The organism is Streptomyces montanisoli (assembly GCF_017813245.1).
In the GTDB taxonomy this organism is placed as follows: Bacteria; Actinomycetota; Actinomycetes; order Streptomycetales; family Streptomycetaceae; genus Streptomyces; species Streptomyces montanisoli.
Genome location: NZ_JAGIQL010000034.1, coordinates 32,153 through 51,403, shown reverse-complemented (window position 1 = coordinate 51,403; position 19,251 = coordinate 32,153). Strand labels below are relative to the sequence as shown.

Here is a 19,251-nt window from a genome sequence, read left to right as displayed (position 1 = left end):
CCCCCCCCCCCCCCCCCCCCCCCCCCCCCCCCCCCCCCCCCCCCCCCCCCCCCCCCCCCCCCCCCCCCCCCCCCCCCCCCCCCCCCCCCCCCCCCCCCCCCCCCCCCCCCCCCCCCCCCTTTCTTGAGGCAGAAGACGGCACCCCCGGTCCACCGGTGACTGGAGTCCAGACGTGTCCTCTCCCGATCCCCCAGGCGCGTCGTGGGGACCACCGCCCCGCCCGCGACCTGCTCGCCGCGACGCGCCTGGGCGGCGAGTGGGAGAACCGCGCCGTGTGGACCCCGCGGCTCGCCGCGTGCGCGCTGCAGAGCCCGGGGTGGCTCGACGACTGGCTCGCCGAGTCGCCCGACGACCCGGACGCGATGCTGGTGCGTGCGGGCGTGGCCCTGAAGCAGGCGTGGGCGGTGCGCACGGGGGCGCGCGCCAAGGACGTACCGCCCGACCAGTTCGAGGCGTTCTTCGCCCTGCTCGACGACGCCGCGCCGCTGATCAGCGACGCCGCGGAGGCGTGCTCGGACGACCCGGTGCCGTGGCAGTTCGCGCTGGAGCACGCGACGGGCAGCCAGTCGCCGCGCGAGGTGTTCGACGCGTACTGGGCGGAGGCCACGCTGCGTGCCCCGCACCACTACGGCTGCCACACCGCGGCGCTGCAGTACCTGTGCGAGAAGTGGCACGGCTCGCACGACGAGATGTTCGACTTCGCGGAGCGTGCGGCGGGCGCCGCGCTGCCCGGCTCCAAGCTGCACGCGCTGCCGCTGCTCGCGGCGTTCGAGCACGACGTGCTCGCCGATGCGACGAGCGGTGACGGCGTCCGCCGCTCGCGGATCTCCCGGGTGCGCGTCGGCGCGGCGGTGGAGCGCGCGCTCGCCCTCGTCTCGACGTACGAGGACGGCGACCCGGAGGTCGCGGACGTGCGCAACCACCTGGCGCTGATGCTGCTGCTCGGTCGGCGCCCCGAGGCCGCGCTCGCGCAGTTCGCCGCGATCGGCACGCACGCGACGGAGTACCCGTGGGCGTACTTCGGCCCCGCGCGTGAGCAGTTCCTCGAGTTCAGGGCGGGCGTACGGCTCCACGTGGCCGCGCAGGTGCCGTTCTTCACCGGGCGGACGATCCCCGCGCAGCGCACGCGCCCGCCGGACGAGGCGGGCGTCGCCGTGGTGTGCGCGTCCACCGGGCGGGTCGCGGAGGCCGCCAGGCAGGCGGGCGCGGAGCTGCGGATAGCCGCGCGCGGCGACGCGACGTACGCGGAGGTCCCCGCGGGCACGCCGGGGCGCGGGGCGACGGCGCGGCGGGCGACGATGATGGGCGAGGACGCCCTCACGGCGGTCACCGCGGGCCTGACGCGCTCGGTGCGCCGCCCGGCGCTGGTGCTGCGCAGGACGGGCGACCGCTACGGCTTCACGCTGCTGCGCCGCGGCCGCCGCCTCGCCGAGCACGAGTGGGACGCGACGGCGGCGATTCCCGACCACGAGAGCGCGTCGGCGACGGCCGACGCCCTCGCCGCCGCGTACGGCATCGCGGACAGCCGTCCGCTGACCGCGCTGCTGCGCGCCTGCGACGCCCCGGCGGCCCGCCTCGCGGCGCTCGTGGCGGCGCTCGGGCTGCCGCCGGTGCCCGCGGACTTCACCCTCGCGCACGACCCCGGCGCCGAACTCGTCACCCGCCGCACGAGGCGCCCGGGCCGCTGGTGGGCGGCCCGCATCGCCGCGATCCTGGTGTGCGCCCCGACGACGCTGTACGCCTGGTGGGCCCCGGGCGTCGGCCGCGTCCGCGCCTGCCTGGCCACGTTCGCCACGCTGTACCTCACCACCCGGCTCACCCGGGCCTGGCGCCACCGCCCACGCCACCTGACGGACGCCTGACGGGCGTCCGACGGGGGCCTGACGGGGGCCTCTGCGAGGCCGGCGCCCGTCCGACCGGCCGCGCGACCCGTTCGTGACCCGGTTGGTGGAGACTGGCACGTGGACGCGGCCGCCGTCGCGTCCGGCCGCCACTGACTGCCCACGGAAGGTGTGACCCATGCCGTCGCAGCACGACGCCCCGCGCGCGGGCGCCACCGAGGGCCGCGCGCTGCCCGTGGACGAGCCGTCCCCGGACGAGCCGATCCCGGACGGCCCGTTCTCCGACGAGCCCGGGGCCGCCGCCGAGCCCGGCGCCACGCGGCACCGGTCGCTGCGCGACGTCGACCAGCGGCTGTTCCTCTCCGGCAGCGCCGTCACGCTGGCCGCGTTCGAGGGCTACGCCACCGTACGGTTCGCCGACGCGGCCGAGGTCCTGGCTCACCCCGACGGCGGCCGGATCCTGACCGGGCCCGACGGGGTGCGCGTCGCCGTCGAGCCCACCCTGTACGCCATGCTGTCGCCCGAGCGCGTTGCCGCGATCGACGCGGCCGTCCCGCCCGCCGCCGTCGTGGCGACGGGGCCACGCGAGCCCGGCGCGATACCCAGGCCGCCCGAGGCGGGCGCCGACGGCGGGCCCGGCCTCAGCAGCCGCACCCGCACGCCCGCTCCCCCGCCCGGGCGCTCCCGGGCCCGCACCGCGGGCCTGTACGCGGCGTGCGTGGCGGTCGCGGCGGCGGCGCTGCTCGCCATCAGGACGACGTTCGCGCAGCTCGGCGCCGCGCACCCGCATTACACGGTCGCCGCGATGTTCTGGGTCCTCACGGCCGGCTTCGTCGTCGTGGCGCGCGACCTGCGCAATCCGCCGAAGGACCGCACGCACATCGCGCGCTGGTGGAACCTCCCGGACCAGTTCAAACGCTGAGGCCGCGCGGCAGGCCCGGCGGTGCGGGCCGCGACGTGACGAACGCGACCCGACGCCCCCGCGCGCCTGCCACCAGAATGGACCCCGTGATCAGCTCCCACGCGTCCCCGTCGTCACCCGCACCCCGCTACGAGCCAAGGCGCAGGACGGAGCACGGGCCGACCCCGTACGTCGACCTGACCCGCTCGCAGTGGAGCGCGCTGCGCGAGAAGACCCCGCTGCCGCTGACCGCGGACGAGGTGGAGCGGCTGCGCGGCCTCGGCGACGTGATCGACCTGGACGAGGTGCGCGACGTCTACCTGCCGCTGTCCCGCCTGCTGAACCTGTACGTGCAGGCCACGGCCGAGCTGCGCGGCGCGCTCAACACGTTCCTCGGCGACGCGGGCGGCGGGCAGGGCTCCCAGCGCGGCACGCCCTTCGTGATAGGCGTCGCCGGCTCCGTCGCCGTCGGCAAGTCGACGGTCGCACGCCTCCTGCAGGCCCTGCTGGCGCGCTGGCCGCAGCACCCGCGGGTCGAGCGGGTCACCACGGACGGCTTCCTGCTCCCCCTCAAGGAGCTCAAGGCCCGCGGCCTGGTGCACAGGAAGGGCTTCCCCGAGTCGTACGACCGCCGCGCGCTCACCCGCTTCGTCGCGGACATCAAGGCCGGCAGGGACGAGGTGACCGCGCCGGTCTACTCGCACCTGATCTACGACATCGTCCCGGCCGAGCGCCTCGTCGTGCGGCGCCCGGACATCCTGATCGTGGAGGGCATCAACGTCCTCCAGCCCGCCCTGCCGGGCCAGGACGGCAGAACACGCGTCGCGCTCGCCGACTACTTCGACTTCAGCGTGTACGTGGACGCGCGCGCCGAGGACATCGAGTCCTGGTACCTGAACCGCTTCCGCAAGCTGCGCGAGACGGCGTTCCAGGACCCGTCCTCGTACTTCACGAAGTACACCAAGGTCTCGGAGGGCGAGGCGCTGGACTACGCACGCGAGACGTGGCGCACGGTGAACGAGCCCAACCTCCAGCAGAACGTCGCCCCGACACGAGGCCGAGCCACCCTGATCCTCCGCAAGGCGGCAGACCACAAGGTCCAGCGCCTTTCCCTGCGCAAGCTCTGAATCGGGGCGGGGGTACGCGCAGGGGGCGCGGACCGAACGGCCCGCGCCCCCTGCCCGTACGTACGTGGCGCCGGCTCAGCCGAGCGCCGACTTCACCGCGTCCGCGAGGCGGGCCGCCACCGAGCGGGCCTGGTCGATGTCGGCCGCCTCGACCATGACCCGGACCAGCGGCTCCGTGCCCGAGGGGCGCAGCAGGACGCGGCCCGTGGTGCCGAGCTCGGCCTCGGCCTCGGCGACCGCGGAGGCGAGGTCCGCCGAGGTGGCGACGCGGGACTTGTCGACGTCCGGCACGTTCACCAGCACCTGCGGCAGCCGCAGCATGACGCCCGCCAGGTCGCCCAGCGAGCGGCCCGTCGCGGCGACGCGTGCCGCGAGCATCAGGCCGGTCAGGGTGCCGTCACCCGTCGTCGCGTGGTCGAGGATGATCACGTGTCCCGACTGCTCGCCGCCGAGCGCGTAGCCGTGCTCCTTCATGGACTCCAGCACGTAGCGGTCGCCGACCGCCGTCTGCACCACCGCCACCCCCTCGCGCTCCATCGCCAGCTTGAAGCCGAGGTTGGACATCACCGTCCCGACGACGGTGTTGTGCCGCAGCCCGCCCTGCTCGCGCAGCGCCAGCGCGAGGACCGCGAGGATCTGGTCGCCGTCGACCTCCGCGCCGGAACCGTCCACGGCGAGGCAGCGGTCGGCGTCGCCGTCGTGCGCGATGCCGAGGTCCGCGCCGTGCTCGACGACGGCGGCCTTGAGCTGGTCGAGGTGGGTGGAGCCGCAGTCCTTGTTGATGTTGAGCCCGTCCGGCTCGGCGCCGATCGTGACCACCTCGGCGCCCGCGCGCGCGAACGCCTCGGGCGACACGCGGGCCGCCGCGCCGTGCGCCTCGTCGAGGACGACCTTCAGCCCGTCGAGCCGGTTGGGCAGCACGCCGATCAGGTGCGCGACGTAGCGGTCGAAGCCCTCGTCGTACACGCGCACGCGGCCCACACCGCCGCCGGTCGGCCGCTCCCACGGCGCGCCCGTGCGGTGCTTGTCGTACAGCGCCTCGATGCGGTCCTCGAGATCGTCGGCGAGCTTGTGGCCGCCGCGCGCGAAGAACTTGATGCCGTTGTCCGGCATCGCGTTGTGGCTCGCGGAGAGCATCACGCCGAAGTCGGCACCCAGCGCGCCGGTGAGGTACGCCACCGCGGGGGTGGGCAGCACACCGACGCGCAGGACGTCCACGCCCGCGCTCGCGAGGCCCGCGACGACCGCGGCCTCCAGGAACTCTCCCGAGGCGCGCGGATCGCGCCCGACGACGGCCGTAGGCCGATGCCCCTCGAACGTCCCCACCTCGGCCAGCACGTGCGCCGCCGCGACCGAGAGGCCGAGCGCCAGCTCGGCCGTGAGGTCCGCGTTGGCGACGCCGCGCACGCCGTCCGTACCGAAGAGTCGTCCCACAGCTCTCCTCCGAATTTGTCCTCTGAGCGCTTGATGCTGTTATACGCCCGGACCTCTGGATAAAAACGAACGCCCCGGCGGCACTGACTGCCACCGGGGCGAACGATGTACGTCGTACGGGGGTCCACCGGTCCCGGTATCTCCCGACAAAGAGAGACACCGGGGAGCCGAATCCCCCGGGGGACGGTTTAGCGCTTGCTGTACTGCGGCGCCTTGCGGGCCTTCTTCAGACCGGCCTTCTTGCGCTCGACGGCACGGTCGTCGCGGCTCAGGAAGCCGGCCTTCTTCAGCGGGCCGCGGTTGTTGTCCACGTCCGCCTCGTTCAGCGCGCGGGCGACGCCGAGGCGCAGCGCGCCGGCCTGCCCGGAGACACCGCCACCCGCGATGCGGGCGACGACGTCGTAGCGGTTGTCGAGCTCGAGCACCTTGAAGGGCTCGTTGACTTCCTGCTGGTGCACCTTGTTGGGGAAGTAGTCCTCAAGGGTGCGACCGTTGATCTTCCACTTGCCGGAGCCCGGGATGATCCGGACGCGGGCGATCGCGTTCTTGCGACGGCCCAGGCCGGCGGCGGGCTGCGGGTCCCCGAAACGGGACGCCATCGACTCGGAGGTGTACTCGCCCTCCACGGGCGCCTCGGACTCGAAGGTCGTCACCTCGGCGAAGGTCTCTTCACCTTCGACAGGGGTCTGCTCAGCGGTGGTCTCGGCCACGATTCTCCTCAGATTTCTTTTCGTCTTAGGTGGTGGCCGGAACTACTGCGCGACCTGGCTGATCTCGTACGGGACGGGCTGCTGCGCCCCGTGCGGGTGGTGGTCACCCGCGTAGACCTTGAGCTTGCTGAGCATCTGGCGGCCCAGGGTGTTCTTCGGGAGCATGCCCTTGACGGCCTTCTCGACGGCCTTCTCGGGGCTCTTGGCAAGCAGCTCGTCGTACCGCACGGAACGGAGACCACCCGGGTACCCGGAGTGGCGGTACGCCATCTTCTGGGTGGCCTTGTTGCCGGACAGGTGCACCTTGTCGGCGTTGATGATGATGACGAAGTCACCGGTGTCGACGTGGGGCGCGTAGATGGGCTTGTGCTTACCCCGGAGAAGGGTGGCGGCGGTGGTCGCCAGACGGCCCAGGACGATGTCCTGCGCGTCGATGATGTGCCACTGGCGCGTGACATCGCCGGGCTTGGGGCTGTACGTACGCACGGTCGTAGCCTTCGCTTCTTCGTGAATGGGGTCCTGTACTGGGCCACCCGGACGATCACGACAGCCTGGAGACAGCAGGTGACGCAACCCGCTCGTGCTCCGCTGGTCATCGGCCCGGTGGACCGGCGTAAGGGCCCATCACGTGAGAATGAACAAGCCAATACGCACAACGAACCAGCAGGATACTCGGGCTGAGCCACACGGGTCAAAACGCCTCCGCCCGGCCCCAGGCCGGACGGGGTCCGCGCGCGCCCGCACTCGGGGGCATCCGCCCGCCCGGGGGCCCGGTCGCCGGGCCGCCCGGCGGGCCGGGCCACCCCGGACCCCTCGACAAGGCGCGGCAGGCACCCGGTAAGCCACAGCTACGCATCCCGCCGATGCCCGCCACGAACGGAGTCGCACGTTGTTCACAGTCGAAAACCGGCAACGAGTACGGGACCGCCTCCTCGCCCGGGCCCGGTCGGACCATGCCATCGTCGGCGCCGCTTTCACCGGATCCCTGTCGGTCGGCACGGCAGACCGATGGTCGGACACCGACATGGTCCTCGCCGTGCACGGCGACCTGACTACCACGCTGGAGCGCTGGACCCGCTGGTTCTACGAGGAACTCGACGCGCGACACCACTGGGATCTACCGGCGGGCGGCCGCAAGATCCGCGTCTTCCTGCTGGCCGGGTGGATCGAGGTCGACATGACTTTCGCGCCGCCTGCGGAGTTCGGCCCACGCGGCCCGCAGTGGCAGACGATCTTCGGCCAGGCCCGGTCGACCCTTGAGCCCTTCACCCCGCCCGACCGCGACACCCTTATCGGACTCCTCTGGCACCACGCCCTGCACAGCCGGATCTGCATCCGGCGACGCCGTTGGTGGCAGGCAGAGCACTGGATCAGCGCCCTGCGCGACCACGTGATCACCCTGGCCTGCCTGCGGCTGGGCCACGAGGCCGCGTACGCGAAGGGCGCGCACCTCTTGCCCGACGAGCTGATGGCACGGCTCGAAGGCACTCTCGTCGCCTCGGTCACGGAACCCGAACTCAACCGCGCACTCGCCGCGCTCACGGCAGTCGCGACGGAAGAGCTCCAACGATCCGCGCCCGCCCTCGCGGCTCGCCTCGGCCCCATGCTCGCGCAACTGGCGGACAGCGCGATGCCGTGACGGGGCACTAACGACTTGGTCCGCGATTGAGGTCGGAGCCCACTGGAACTGGTGATCAGCAGGCCATCCGCATAGCGAGCGCCAGTTCGGTGCTGATCCTCAGCAGATTGCCGAGCGGACGGAACGATCCAAGACCAGGGCAACCGCAGGGTGGGGCTCGTCGCAGCCATCGCGCTGGCGCCGGCACACCGTTGGCTCCGCGTTGGCGGCATCAGGAACTGTCTGAGATTGGAACGTCTCCGCAGGAGAGCTAACGCAACCGATGTCGCGCCGACCCAACCATCAGGGCCTCAGCAGTCCGCCCACCCACCAGTCGTGCGGCTTGCCGTCGTTCGCAACACCACGATTGCGCAGAGTCCCTTCGACGGTGAAGCCGAGCTTCTCGGCGACGGCTCGCGACCCGAGGTTCCCGGCCATGGCCCACCACTCGATGCGGTGCACGTCAAGTGTGGCCCAACCCCAGTCGCACAACGCTTGCGCCGCCTCCACCGAGAAGCCCTTGCCGCGCTGCTCCGCAACCGCCCAGTAGCCGAGCTCCCAGACCCCACGGCTGACCAGGGTCAGGCAGTACGAGCCGACCAGAGCGCCAGTGTCCTTACGGAACGCGCCGAGCGTGTAGTCCTTGTCCTCGGCCCACTGGGCGGGCAGCTTCTCACCGACGAGCCTCTCTGCGTCCGCACGCCGGTACGGCATTGGTACCGGCGTATAGAACTGAATGTCTTCGTCCTGGCAAGCTTCGTACACCGCATCCACGTCGGCAGAGGTGAAGGCTCGCAGCAGCAGACGGTCAGTCTCAATCGTCACCGGTTCCATTGCCGCAGTATGAACACGATGCCTGCGCAACCACCAGCGAATATCAGCCGGGAATCATCGACATCTCTCAGGCATCGTCGCAACAGCCCGGCTCAGCCTATCCATGAGAAGGAGCTACACCTATCAGGTATCGCGGACCGAGTCGTAACTCATACCGCCCCGATCTCCGGGGGCCTCGACTAAATGCGGATGCGCGTACGCCAAGATGTCGTCTCGCGTGCGGCGGCCGAGGTGCACCTATTCAGCTGGCGGACAGGGAAAGCCCGCCACCTTCTCTCCGCTGACCTATCTCCTCAGGAACGGTTCGCTCTTGCGTAGGCGTCTCCGGAGGCCGTGTTGGCCAACCAACATCCATCCCCCACGGGTCGCCAGTCGAGCGACTCACACAGTTCGACGACGCGCCCCGCGATCACGCCCGGTGCCCCGACCCACGCACGGAATCCTTCTTCCTCCAAGGCACCTGCCTCGATGTACTGATTTTTCAGCAGCCAATCGAGAAATAGCGGGAGAGGCTCTTGAACCGTTCCTCACCGCCGGCCTGACACGCCAACACAATTAGACTGTCAACGAGGTTCCAATCGTCCAAACCCTCTTCAAGGAGCTCCTTCGACACGGACATCGCGTGTTTCACCACAAGGGAGGAATGGGCTTCGATGGCGTCTCGCCTCATCAGCTCAGTCCTCGATGACGGGCCTCACTGGAGAGAGGAAGGGGTCCAACCGGATGTCGACCTTGCCGCGCGCCATGACTTTGACTCGGAAAGCTCCCTGCCCGGGCGGCTCTGGCATGTCGGCAGATCGTTCATACAACACCCCGTAGGAGCCAGGGAAGCGGGCTGCGATGTGGTCCAATAGGTCGCCGAGTTCCTCAGCTTCGTCTCGACGCCTGTTGACCAGGCCATTTACCACAACGAAGTACTCACCATTGTGGGTGTTGAGCGCGACATCGCCAGTACTCCAGTCCAGCTGTGAGATCCGTCCACGCAGCTCAATAATTCCCTCCTCAAGCTGTCCGGCGTCCGACTCCTCTGTCGATTCAGCAATACCAAACCAACCATGAAATTCATACATGCCTATCATCCCAATGGATTGGTATCGATTACAGGCTTGATGCCAAACCGTCGCCCGTACTCCAGGAGCTTAGCGACAACACCAGGACCCGACTCACCGTCAAAATGAAAATATGGAGTACGTCCGGATTGTATCGCGTATTCGAAAGTCGCTTTCGCCTGGTTCCGAAGAGCGCTACCCATCTGCATACCGCCAGGCTTCGACTGTGCCACGTACTGGTCGCTTACCGCGTCGATTTCGCGCCCCTTGGGATCGTTTTCAAACTTGACTCGCGACTCGCCACCGAGGCGCTCGGCCAGCGCGTCTGCTGCGGGGTCAGGCTTGTTCACCTTGACCAGGTCGCCGAGGCCGCCGTTGTCATCGTAAGGGCCGGCTTCACCATCGCCTGTCTCGTCTCCGCCACCGGTCGGTGGTTCGTCGCCTCCTCCGCCTCGGCCGCCGACGCCTGCGGGTTCGCGGGCTTCCGTTTCGGCGAGTTCGCGGTCGAGGGTCTGGCTGACCTCTGTCGTTTCAGCGTCGACTATTTCGATTTCGGGGACGCCGTCGGCCGCCGCCTGGAGGTAGGTCTCGACGTCGGCGATCATGTCAGCGCTGATGTCGGTGACGGCGGCGTCCAGGGTGACCTCGACGCTGCCGAGTATCGCGGTGGCTTCCGCGCCGTCCAGGGCTGCCGCGCCCACGTCGGAGCCGCCGCCGGTGAAGACGGTCAGGAGGATGCCGGCAGCCGACGTGAGGCCCGATGGCGATGCCCGCGCCGGCGAGTCTGTGCTCCGTGCTGCTGTGGGCCTCGTCGATGGCGTGGGCGAACTTGTCGCAGGCGGCCGCGAGTTTGTCGCAGGCCTCGCGGGCGGCCGAGAGGGGCGCGTTCTTGGCGCCCGCGCCGTCCTGCCAGATCTTGGCCCAGAAGGCGGCCATGGCGTGGACGGAGTCGTCGGAGTTGTTGTCGGTGAGGGTCATCACCTGCTGGTGCAGGGAGTGGCCGAGCGTGTGGAGCGCGGTGGACGCGGTGCGGTAGGCGGTGGCCGCGTCACGGAGTCTGTCCTGGTGTCCGTTGGGCCAGTACTTCGCGAGAACGGACGGCATGGAGGAGCTTCCGGCGCCGATCGCGGAGTCCGGGTCCGGGTACATGACGTCGGTGAACACCGGGGGCGGCGGGTAGAGCGCGGGCGCGCTCTTGCCGTGTTTCGGGTTGGAGTAGTGGTCGGCCTTGAGGTAGTTGTTCGCCGTCGTCACCAGCGCGCTGGATGCCTGGCCCACGGCGCGTACGGCGGCGGAGAGCGTGTGGAAGAGTGCCTTGGCCGCCGGGTCGTACTTCGCGCCGAACTTGTGGCCGTAGGAGTCGTTGCCTGCCATGCCGGCCGCGTTCTGCAGTGCGGTGTTGAGCGTCGTCGCGATCGTGTCCAGACGGCTCTGCCCCGTGGCGAACTTCCCCGCCACCGAGTCGAGGTCGTCCGGGTACAAGTCGATCGACTCCGGGGACCCGCCCCCGACCGCCGGGCGGCTCATCGCTGGTGCCCGAAGGGCGGGGCAAGGCGACCCGTCTCGTGACGCGCCACGTCCGGCATCGCTGCTTCTCCCCCCGGCTGCACGGTTGCTGGGCTCGCATGCAAGCGTCACAGCAACCAGGCCGACGGGCAAGGCAGTTGTGATCCACGAGACAGCGGGGATCGGCTCAGCAGATCAGGCTGCCGGGCCGCTTGCGTACGGCGCAGCGCATGCCTGATGGCGCGGCCTGCACGTAAGCGACCTCGTCCGACTCTGTGGGGGCACGCGTTCACATGGCCGTGCTCGTTCGCAAGTGGCCGATGAGCGCACTGAATGCACCCAAGCCTATTATCACGTGTTCCTCCGGGTGGACGCTGCTGCGTATGGCAACGCTGCCGCGCTCCCCGTCAATCGCGACTTCGACGCAATTGTTGCCGCCACCACCGCAGAACGTCGAGCGCTGCCACTTCAATCCGGGCACGATGTCAAATCCTCTCAGATCTCACGCGCGATGGATCTGATGAAATTCTGCGAAGCCTCCGGCGAAAGAGCCGTCTCTTCCATCAGATCCAGCAGCGAGCGGTAGTTGGCGAGTGGTGTCGGGGCGTCGACAAACGTTGCTCCAAGGGCCGTGTCAAGCTGGACGGTGTCCAGTTGCGGCACCTCGCCCTCCATGTAGAGGACGGACTGCCCCGCCCCGTGGAACGCTCCCGCGCTGAACGGAATCACCAACAGGGTGATGTTGGGACGATCCGCCGCTTTGGCCAGGTGTTCCAATTGGGCGCGGGCAACCTCCGGGCCGCCGAAGCCAAGACGCAAAGCGGCCTCGTGGATGATGCCGAGGTAGGGCGTCGACTGCTTGCCGAACAGGATGGCTTGCCTGCCCATGCGATGGGCGACCCGCAACTCGACGTCCAATCGGGACAGTTTCGGCACTGTGAACTCGAAGATCGCCCGTGCGTGCTCCTCGGTCTGGAGCAAGCCGGGCAAGTGCACCGTCTGCGCGGTACGGATAAGGGTGGCGTGGTGTTCCAACTCAGAGATATCGAGGTGCCCTTCGGGCAGCTTGCCCCGGTACTCGTGCCACCAGTGCGCAGCTCGCCGGCTGTCGGCGATGGAGGCGAGCGCCTCCACGAGCCCTTCGTCGGGGCACTGGTAATGGCAAGCGAGTTGGCGCACCCGCTCTGCGCTGACGGTTGTTCGCCCCGCCTCCATGTTGGACACCATGGTGCGGTCCGCGCCAAGCATCGCCGCTGCCTCTTGAATGGAGATGCCCGCGTGCTCCCGCAGGCGACGGAGCTCGATGGCCAACCGCAGTTGGCGGCCCGTGGGTGAGTTACGTACTGCCATGAGCCCTCTCTCGTGCGCGGCTCGCAGTCTGCCAGGGAGAGCGCCAAGCGGTCCAGTGAGCCATTGAGTAGTTCACTCATTCGTGAAAAGTAACTCACATATGAGTTGAAGTGCCTTACCTTGTGAGTCGTGCCCGTTCCACGACGACAGGAAGCGCACCGTGCATGCACGCCGTCCAGGCCTGACGGATGTGCGTGGACGGCAGGCCACCTCAGGTGTCGGGGTGTCGTGGCACACGACCATCGCAACCTTCTGCCGCCACCCGGCGCTGCCTTGACGCGCCCTCAAACCATAGGAGAAGCCACGTGAAGCACACAGATCGAGAGCACGACGAGCCACCTTCCCGTGGACACCGCGGACCCGTCGATGCCCCGTACGTCACGGGACCGGCCCCCATCCCGATCAACGAACCGTGGGAGTACGCACTCCGCTGCCCCCGCGACCCGCGCGGCCCCGCCGTGGCTCGGGCCATGGTGACGTCCGTGCTGCGGGCCCATGGGTTGGGCGAGCTCACCGACCGGGCCGAGTTGCTCGCCGCCGAGCTGACCACCAATGCCGTGCGTCACACGCAGGGGCCCGCGAGCATGCGGCTGTGCTGGGCCCATCCGGTACTCCGGGTCAGCGTCCTGGACGACAGCCCCGCCCTCCCCCTGCGCCCGGTGTCGGCCGAGCCGGATGACGAAGGCGGACGGGGGCTGTTCATCCTCGACCTGCTGGCCGACGCGTGGGGTGCGTGCCGTGTCGCGAAGCCGGCGTTCGGGGCGCGCGGCAAGTACGTCTGGTTCGAGCTGGTCCTCCGCGCCGCTCCCCCAGGGGCTCCTGGGAAGGCCAGCCTCGCGGCCTGAACCGCACGGCGCGCGCGAGCGCGGACGGCGTCAGCGGGCTCGGGCCACGCGGGCCTCGTCCCAGACCGGCTGCGCCGTCTCGCGGACCACCCCGTCCGCGCCGAAGACCAGGAAGCGGTCGAAGGAGCGGGCGAACCAGCGGTCGTGCGTGACCGCCACCACCGTGCCGTCGAACGCCTCGAGACCGTCCTGCAGCGCGGACGCCGACTCCAGGTCCAGGTTGTCCGTCGGCTCGTCGAGCAGCAGCGCCGTCGCCCCGCTCAGTTCGAGCAGCAGGATCTGGAACCGCGCCTGCTGCCCGCCCGAGAGGCGGTCGAAGGGCTGGTCGCCCGACGGGGCGAGCTCGTAGCGCCGCAGCGCGGACATCGCTCGGCCGCGGTCGCGCGCGTGCTCCGTCCACAGGATGTCGACGAGGGTGCGGCCGACGAGCTCTGGGTGTGCGTGCGTCTGCGCGAAGTGGCCAGGCACGACGCGCGCGCCCAGCCGCCAGGCGCCCGTGTGCGCGACGTCGCCCCCGGCGAGGAGCCGCAGGAAGTGGGACTTGCCCGAGCCGTTCGAGCCGAGCACCGCGACCCGCTCGCCGTAGTAGATCTCCAGCGAGAACGGCTTCATCAGCCCGGTCAGCTCCAGCCCCTCGCACACCACGGCCCGCACCCCCGTGCGCCCACCGCCGAGGCGCATGCGGATGTCCTGCTCGCGCGGCGGCTCCGGGGGCGGTCCCGCGTCCTCGAACTTCTTGAAGCGTGTCTGCATCGCGTGGTAACGCGACGCCATTTCGGGGCTGTTCGCCGCCTGCTGCCGCAGCCGCAGCACGAGGGCCTTGAGGCGCGCGTGCTCCTCGTCCCAGCGCCGCCGCAGCTCCTCGAACCGCGCGAAACGCTCCCTGCGCGCCTCGTGGTAGGTGGCGAAGCCGCCGCCGTGCACCCACACGTCAGAGCCCGCCGGTCCCGGCTCCACGCTGACGATCTTCTCGGCGGCGCGCGCCAGCAGTTCACGGTCGTGGGAGACGAAGAGCACGGTCTTACGGGTCTCCCGCAGGCGCTCCTCCAGCCATCGCTTGCCCGGTACGTCCAGGTAGTTGTCCGGCTCGTCGAGGAGCAGCACCTCGTCGGGGCCGCGCAGCAGCGCCTCCAGCACGAGCCGCTTCTGCTCGCCGCCGCTGAGCGTGCGCACGAGACGCCACTGCGCCTTCTCGTACGGCACGCCGAGGGCGGCGACCGTGCAGACGTCCCACAGCGTCTCGGCCTCGTAGCCGCGCGCCTCCGCCCAGTCGCTGAGCGCCTGCGCGTACCGCATCTGCGCGCGCTCGTCGTCGACGGTCATGATCGCGTGCTCCGCCGCGTCGACGGCACGCGCCGCGTCGCGGATCCTCGGCTGCGCGACGGATACGAGCAGGTCGCGCACGGTCCGCTCGTCGTCCCCGCCCGCCTCGCCGGCCACAGCGGAGCCGACGAACTGCGGCATCACGCCGAGCCCGCCGCTGACCGTCACCGTCCCGCCGTGCGGCTGGATCTCGCCCGAGAGGAGGCGAAGGAGCGTCGTCTTGCCCGCGCCGTTGGCGCCGACGAGGGCGACGACCGCGCCCTCGCCCACCCGGAACGAGGCGTCACCGAGCAGCACGCGCCCATCCGGCAGGTAGTACTCGAGGTGCGCGGCTTCCAGATGTCCCATGGTGCGCATTGTCGGGGGCTCGCGGCCGCGATGACCAATCGTTTTGGCGGCGGACGACACCCAGGGGCGTGGCCCGACGAGCCGCCGGAGGTCCCCTGGGGCCCAAGTCCCTTGCGCTCTCCGGGCCCTCGCGGGACTCGCGCCAGGCCGTAAACTCGCGGGCATGAGCTTCGGGCAGGGGGCGCCCCGGTGGGGCGGCGAAGGGGAGCCGCGGGACGAGAACCCGTACGGCGGTCAGAGCGGGCAGAGTGGGCACGGCGGGCAGCCGAATCCGTTCGGGCCCGCGTACGGCCAGGACACACGCGGGTCGGCGGGGCAGCTGCCGCAGCAGATGCCGTATGGCCAGGGGGCTCAGGGGTACCAGGGCGCGCAGGGGTATCCGGGAAGCCAGGGCGCGCAGGCCCAGACCCAGGGCCCGGGCCCCGGCGCGGAGCCGCCGTCGGCGACCCCCGACTGGTCGGCCATGGCCGACGCGTCCGCCGCGCAGGGCCGGCGCAAGCGGTGGTTCCTGATCGGCGGCATCGCCCTCGCGACATGCGCGGTCGGGGCCATCGTCGCGACCGCCGTCGTCTCCGCCGGCAACGGTGACAGTGACGCGAGCGCGTCCGGCAGCCCGGCGCCCGGCGGGTCGCGGGCGCTGCCACCGCTGCCCGAGCCGTCCACCTCGCAGCAGCCGTCGTTCTCCAGCGTCGCGCCGAAGCCGCCGCCGAACCCCAAGGACTTCATCGACAGCGCCGCGAAGGACAAGGCGCCGCTCAGCGCGGCGACGCTGTTCCCCGGCAAGAAGCTGACGATAGGCAACCGTACGTACGTCAAGGGCGCCACGGCCGCCACCGGCAGCTGCGCCGCCGCGACGCAGGGCGCCCTGGGCGCCTCCCTCACCGCGCACGGCTGCACGCAGGTCTTCCGCGCCACGTACAGCAAGGACGGCGTGGCGGTCACGGTCGGCGTCGCGGTCTTCGACAAGGAGGCCGAGGCGCTCGCGGTGAAGAAGCAGGAGGCGCAGGGCGGGGTCGCGTCGCTGTCGGGCGCCGGCGTGCCGACGTTCTGCCGGGTGACGGTGTGCCGCACGACGGCCAACTCGTACGGCAGGTACGCCTACTTCACCGTCGGCGGCTTCGAGACGCGCCGCGCGGTGACGGCCAAGGACAAGCAGGTGTTCACGGCGGGCGACGACATCGCGGAGTTCGCGTTCCGCCAGATCGCGGCACGCGGCCAGGCCCAGGCGTCGGCGGCCGCGGCGGCCCAGGACGGGTAGCGGCGCGGGAGGCCCTTTTCCGCGGCCCGGAAGCCGGGCGGCATAGAGTCGGGGAGAGCGAACGCCACCACGACCTTCCACGAGGAGCTCCCGTGACAGACCAGGCGCCCAGCACCGTGCAGCAGGAGATCGCCAGGACTCTCCAGGTGTCCGCGGGCTTCGACCCCGAGCAGGAGATCGAGCGCCGCGTGGCGTTCCTGGCCGAGCGGCTGACCTCCACGGGGCTGCGCTCCCTGGTGCTCGGCATCAGCGGCGGCGTGGACTCCACGACCGCGGGCCGGCTGTGCCAGCTCGCGGTGGAGCGGGCGCGCGACGCCGGGCACGACGCGACGTTCTACGCCATGCGCCTGCCGTACGGCGTCCAGGCGGACGAGAAGGACGCCCAGCTCGCGCTCGGGTTCATCGAGCCCGACCGCGTGCTGACCGTGGACGTGAAGGCCGCGAGCGACGCCATGCTGGCCGCGCTGCTCGAAGGCGGTGTGACCTTCCGCGACGAGCACCACCAGGACTTCGTCCAGGGCAACACCAAGGCACGGCAGCGCATGATCGCGCAGTACGCCGTCGCGGGCGCGCACAACGGCCTGGTCGTGGGCACCGACCACGCGGCCGAGGCGGTCTCCGGGTTCTTCACGAAGTACGGGGACGGCGCCGCCGACGTCGTGCCGCTGACGGGGCTGACCAAGCGCCGGGTGCGCGCCGTGGCGGAGGCACTCGGCGCGCCCGCCGAGCTGGTGGCCAAGAAGCCGACGGCCGACCTGGAGACGCTCGCTCCCGGCAAGCTCGACGAGGACGCCCTCGGGGTGACGTACGACGAGATCGACGACTTCCTTGAGGGCAAGCTCGTCAGCGAGGCGGCCTTCGAGTCGATCGTCCGCCGCTACCACGCGACCGAGCACAAGCGTCAGCTGCCCACCGGGCCGTGAGCGGCCACCGGGCACCGCCCGGAATGGCCCGGAACAGCCCGGAATGACCTGAAAAAGCCTCCCCGCGAGGTGTGTCCTGCCGCGAAACGGGCACCCCGTTGCACACCCGGCAAGCGCCATGGGACACGTCGGGAGGTCGATCACCGGTGCCCGAGCAGCAGAACCAGCAGCAGGAGCAGGAGCAGGACGGGGCCCCCGAGACGTACGAGTACATCGTCGTCGGGGCGGGCACGGCCGGATGCGTCCTGGCGCGGCGCCTCTCCGAGGACCGCACCCACCGCGTGCTGCTCCTCGAAGCCGGGCGTCCGGTCCCCGCGGAGCCTGACCCCGTGCCCGCGCCGGCCGCGTGGCCGTCGCTCCTCGGCACGGCGGCCGACTGGGGCGACACGACCGTCCCGCAGAACACCGGCGGCGCCCCCATCCCGTGGCCGCGCGGCCGAGGCCTCGGCGGTTCGTCCGCGATCGGCGGGATGACGTTCCTGCGCGGCCACAGGTCCGGCTGCGACGCGTGGCCGGAGGGTGGCGCCAAAGGCTGGGGCTACGACGACCTCCTCCCGTACTTCAAGCGCAGCGAGAACGTCACCGGGGTCCGGCGCCGCGACCCCGCCTCGCGCGGCACGGACGGTCCGCTGCGCGTCGCCCCGGCCGCGCGCCGCCACCGTCACCCGCTCGCCCAGGCGTTCCTCGCGGCGGCGGTCCAGGCGGGCCACCCCCGGGCGTGCGACCTGGCCGCGGGGTTGGAGACGGGCTTCGGCTGGGCGGACCTCGCCATCGCGGACGGCGCACGTCAGGACGCGGCCGGCGCGTACCTGCGGCCGGTACTCGGCGAGCGCACGAACATGCGGGTGATCACGGACGCGTTCGTGCAGCGGCTGCTGCTGGACGAGACGGGCACGTCGCCGCGGTGCACGGGCGTCGCCTACACGGTGGCGGACGGGACGCCGCCCGAGGACACGCCTGCCGAGGACACGTCTGCCGAGGACTCGCCGCAACACGCGGCGCCCTCGCGCACGGCGCGCTGCTCCCCCGGCGGCGAGGTGGTGCTCACGGCGGGCGCCGTGGGGTCGCCGAGGCTGCTGATGTCGTCGGGGCTCGGCCCGCGGGAGCACCTGGAGGACATCGGGATCACCGCGCACCTCGACCTGCCGGGCGTCGGCGGCAATCTCCAGGACCACGTCGTCTCGGGTGTCGTCTACCGCTCGGCCCGGCCGGTGCCGGAATCGGAGAACAACCATGCCGAGGTGCAGGGCCTGATCCGCAGCGATCCGCACGCGACGACGTGCACGGCACCGGACCTCCAGCTCGGGATCGCCGACCTCCCGGTGCGCGCCGGCGGCCTGCCGGGTCCTGGACCGGGCGCCGGGTACACGATCGTGGTCGCGCTGCTGTCCCCGTACAGCCGGGGCACGGTGCGCCTCGCGGACGCGGATCCGGCCACCCCGCCGTCCATCGACCCGTGCTACTACGCCGACCACCACGACCTCGACCTGATGACGGCGGGGCTGCGCGCGGCACGCGAGATCGGCATGGCGCCCGCGCTGACGCTGTGGCGCGGCGAGGAGGAGCTGCCGGGCCGCGACATCGCGGACGACGAGGAACTGCGCGCCTACCTCCGCCGCAACCTGCACAGCGCGCACGACTACGCGGGCACCTGCGCGATCGGCACGGACACGGACGCGGGCGCGGTCGTGGACACGGAGCTACGGGTACGCGGCGTGGAAGGCCTGCGAGTGGCGGACGCGTCCGTGATGCCGACGATCGTCTCGGCCAACGCGGAAGCGACGGTCTACGCGATAGCGGAACGCGCGTCGGACCTCCTGACCCACTGACCCCGCGAGCCACGTCCGCGCCAGGACGGCCCCCGGCCCGGCCGTGAGGAAGCCGCCACCTCCGGCGCCGCCCGTACCGGAAACGCGCCGCCCCCGGCGCGCCCCGGCGGCCCGCCGGTAGCGGCCCCGGGGGCGGGAGGTTTTCCGGGCGCCACCCCGGAGGCGGCCGACCCGGCGCGCCACGGAAGACGGCCCCGGCGGCCCGCCGATCGCAGGCGCGGGACACGGAGCCTAGCGCCGCGGGACCGACGCACCCACCGAGCGCAGGCTCGGCGACGCGGCCGCCCCGGCGGCCCCGGAGCCGGTGGCCCCGGAAGCCCGGAGACGGACAACCCGGCGCGCCCCGCCCCGGAGG

The 19,251-nt window shown here is 71.3% G+C and carries 18 protein-coding genes; 8 read left to right on the top strand and 10 right to left on the bottom strand.

The features are described 5' to 3' along the window. The first annotated feature begins 155 nt into the window (after nt 1-155). From JFN87_RS11500 to coaA, 3 genes are all read left to right on the top strand, one after another. On the top strand, nt 156-1,862 hold the full coding sequence (locus tag JFN87_RS11500; RefSeq protein WP_209339885.1) for a hypothetical protein: 1,707 nt from the start codon (nt 156-158) through the stop codon (nt 1,860-1,862). Between the two features lie 157 nt (nt 1,863-2,019). Next, entirely contained in the window at nt 2,020-2,763 is a 744-nt protein-coding gene (locus JFN87_RS11495) for a hypothetical protein (RefSeq protein ID WP_209339884.1), read from the top strand. Nucleotides 2,764-2,840: 77 nt separating this feature from the next. Further along, entirely contained in the window at nt 2,841-3,869 is a 1,029-nt protein-coding gene (gene coaA, locus JFN87_RS11490; RefSeq protein WP_209339883.1) for a type I pantothenate kinase, read from the top strand. A 75-nt stretch (nt 3,870-3,944) separates the two neighbouring features. On the opposite strand, the gene glmM is transcribed toward coaA, so the two are convergent. The 3 genes from glmM to rplM all read right to left on the bottom strand — a co-directional run bounded on the left by glmM (nt 3,945) and on the right by rplM (nt 6,499). Beyond that, complete coding sequence (gene glmM, locus JFN87_RS11485; RefSeq protein ID WP_209339882.1) at nt 3,945-5,303, bottom strand: phosphoglucosamine mutase; 1,359 nt, start codon at nt 5,301-5,303, stop codon at nt 3,945-3,947. Nucleotides 5,304-5,491: 188 nt separating this feature from the next. Beyond that, nucleotides 5,492-6,013 carry a 30S ribosomal protein S9 gene (rpsI, locus tag JFN87_RS11480; protein ID WP_209339881.1) on the bottom strand — a complete coding sequence of 174 codons (522 nt, stop codon included), beginning with the start codon at nt 6,011-6,013 and terminating at the stop codon, nt 5,492-5,494. A gap of 42 nt (nt 6,014-6,055) precedes the next feature. Beyond that, a complete protein-coding gene (gene rplM, locus JFN87_RS11475) occupies nt 6,056-6,499 on the bottom strand; it encodes a 50S ribosomal protein L13 (RefSeq protein ID WP_030903771.1) in 444 nt (147 codons plus the stop codon). 403 nt (nt 6,500-6,902) lie between these two features. On the opposite strand from rplM, the gene JFN87_RS11470 reads away from it, so the two are divergent. After that, nucleotides 6,903-7,652: a hypothetical protein gene (locus JFN87_RS11470; RefSeq protein WP_209339880.1), complete on the top strand. Its 750-nt coding sequence runs from the start codon at nt 6,903-6,905 to the stop codon at nt 7,650-7,652. A 282-nt stretch (nt 7,653-7,934) separates the two neighbouring features. On the opposite strand, the gene JFN87_RS11465 is transcribed toward JFN87_RS11470, so the two are convergent. The 6 genes from JFN87_RS11465 to JFN87_RS11440 all read right to left on the bottom strand — a co-directional run bounded on the left by JFN87_RS11465 (nt 7,935) and on the right by JFN87_RS11440 (nt 12,370). Further along, the gene (locus tag JFN87_RS11465; protein WP_209339879.1) at nt 7,935-8,465 is read right to left on the bottom strand and encodes a GNAT family N-acetyltransferase; all 531 of its coding nucleotides are present in this window, start codon (nt 8,463-8,465) and stop codon (nt 7,935-7,937) included. A gap of 674 nt (nt 8,466-9,139) precedes the next feature. After that, complete coding sequence (locus tag JFN87_RS11460; RefSeq protein WP_209339878.1) at nt 9,140-9,535, bottom strand: Imm7 family immunity protein; 396 nt, start codon at nt 9,533-9,535, stop codon at nt 9,140-9,142. Between the two features lie 5 nt (nt 9,536-9,540). Further along, nucleotides 9,541-10,119 carry a restriction endonuclease fold toxin gene (locus tag JFN87_RS33610; protein ID WP_245179232.1) on the bottom strand — a complete coding sequence of 193 codons (579 nt, stop codon included), beginning with the start codon at nt 10,117-10,119 and terminating at the stop codon, nt 9,541-9,543. Between the two features lies 1 nt (nt 10,120). Continuing rightward, nucleotides 10,121-11,041, bottom strand: coding sequence for a WXG100-like domain-containing protein (locus tag JFN87_RS11450; RefSeq protein WP_209339877.1), 921 nt, complete (start codon nt 11,039-11,041; stop codon nt 10,121-10,123). A gap of 268 nt (nt 11,042-11,309) precedes the next feature. Further along, entirely contained in the window at nt 11,310-11,501 is a 192-nt protein-coding gene (locus JFN87_RS11445; protein ID WP_209339876.1) for a DUF397 domain-containing protein, read from the bottom strand. A 14-nt stretch (nt 11,502-11,515) separates the two neighbouring features. After that, a complete protein-coding gene (locus tag JFN87_RS11440) occupies nt 11,516-12,370 on the bottom strand; it encodes a helix-turn-helix domain-containing protein (RefSeq protein ID WP_209339875.1) in 855 nt (284 codons plus the stop codon). 305 nt (nt 12,371-12,675) lie between these two features. On the opposite strand from JFN87_RS11440, the gene JFN87_RS11435 reads away from it, so the two are divergent. Continuing rightward, on the top strand, nt 12,676-13,215 hold the full coding sequence (locus JFN87_RS11435; protein WP_307865405.1) for an ATP-binding protein: 540 nt from the start codon (nt 12,676-12,678) through the stop codon (nt 13,213-13,215). A gap of 30 nt (nt 13,216-13,245) precedes the next feature. Here JFN87_RS11435 and JFN87_RS11430 read toward each other — a convergent pair whose 3' ends face one another. Further along, the gene (locus JFN87_RS11430) at nt 13,246-14,886 is read right to left on the bottom strand and encodes an ABC-F family ATP-binding cassette domain-containing protein (RefSeq protein WP_209339873.1); all 1,641 of its coding nucleotides are present in this window, start codon (nt 14,884-14,886) and stop codon (nt 13,246-13,248) included. Nucleotides 14,887-15,217: 331 nt separating this feature from the next. Between JFN87_RS11430 and JFN87_RS11425 the strand changes: the two genes are divergently transcribed. From JFN87_RS11425 to JFN87_RS11415, 3 genes are all read left to right on the top strand, one after another. Continuing rightward, nucleotides 15,218-16,144: a hypothetical protein gene (locus JFN87_RS11425; protein ID WP_372449217.1), complete on the top strand. Its 927-nt coding sequence runs from the start codon at nt 15,218-15,220 to the stop codon at nt 16,142-16,144. A 92-nt stretch (nt 16,145-16,236) separates the two neighbouring features. Beyond that, complete coding sequence (gene nadE / locus JFN87_RS11420) at nt 16,237-17,067, top strand: NAD(+) synthase (RefSeq protein WP_209339871.1); 831 nt, start codon at nt 16,237-16,239, stop codon at nt 17,065-17,067. 146 nt (nt 17,068-17,213) lie between these two features. Beyond that, nucleotides 17,214-18,896, top strand: coding sequence for a GMC family oxidoreductase (locus JFN87_RS11415; RefSeq protein ID WP_209339870.1), 1,683 nt, complete (start codon nt 17,214-17,216; stop codon nt 18,894-18,896). Nucleotides 18,897-19,251: the final 355 nt, after the last annotated feature.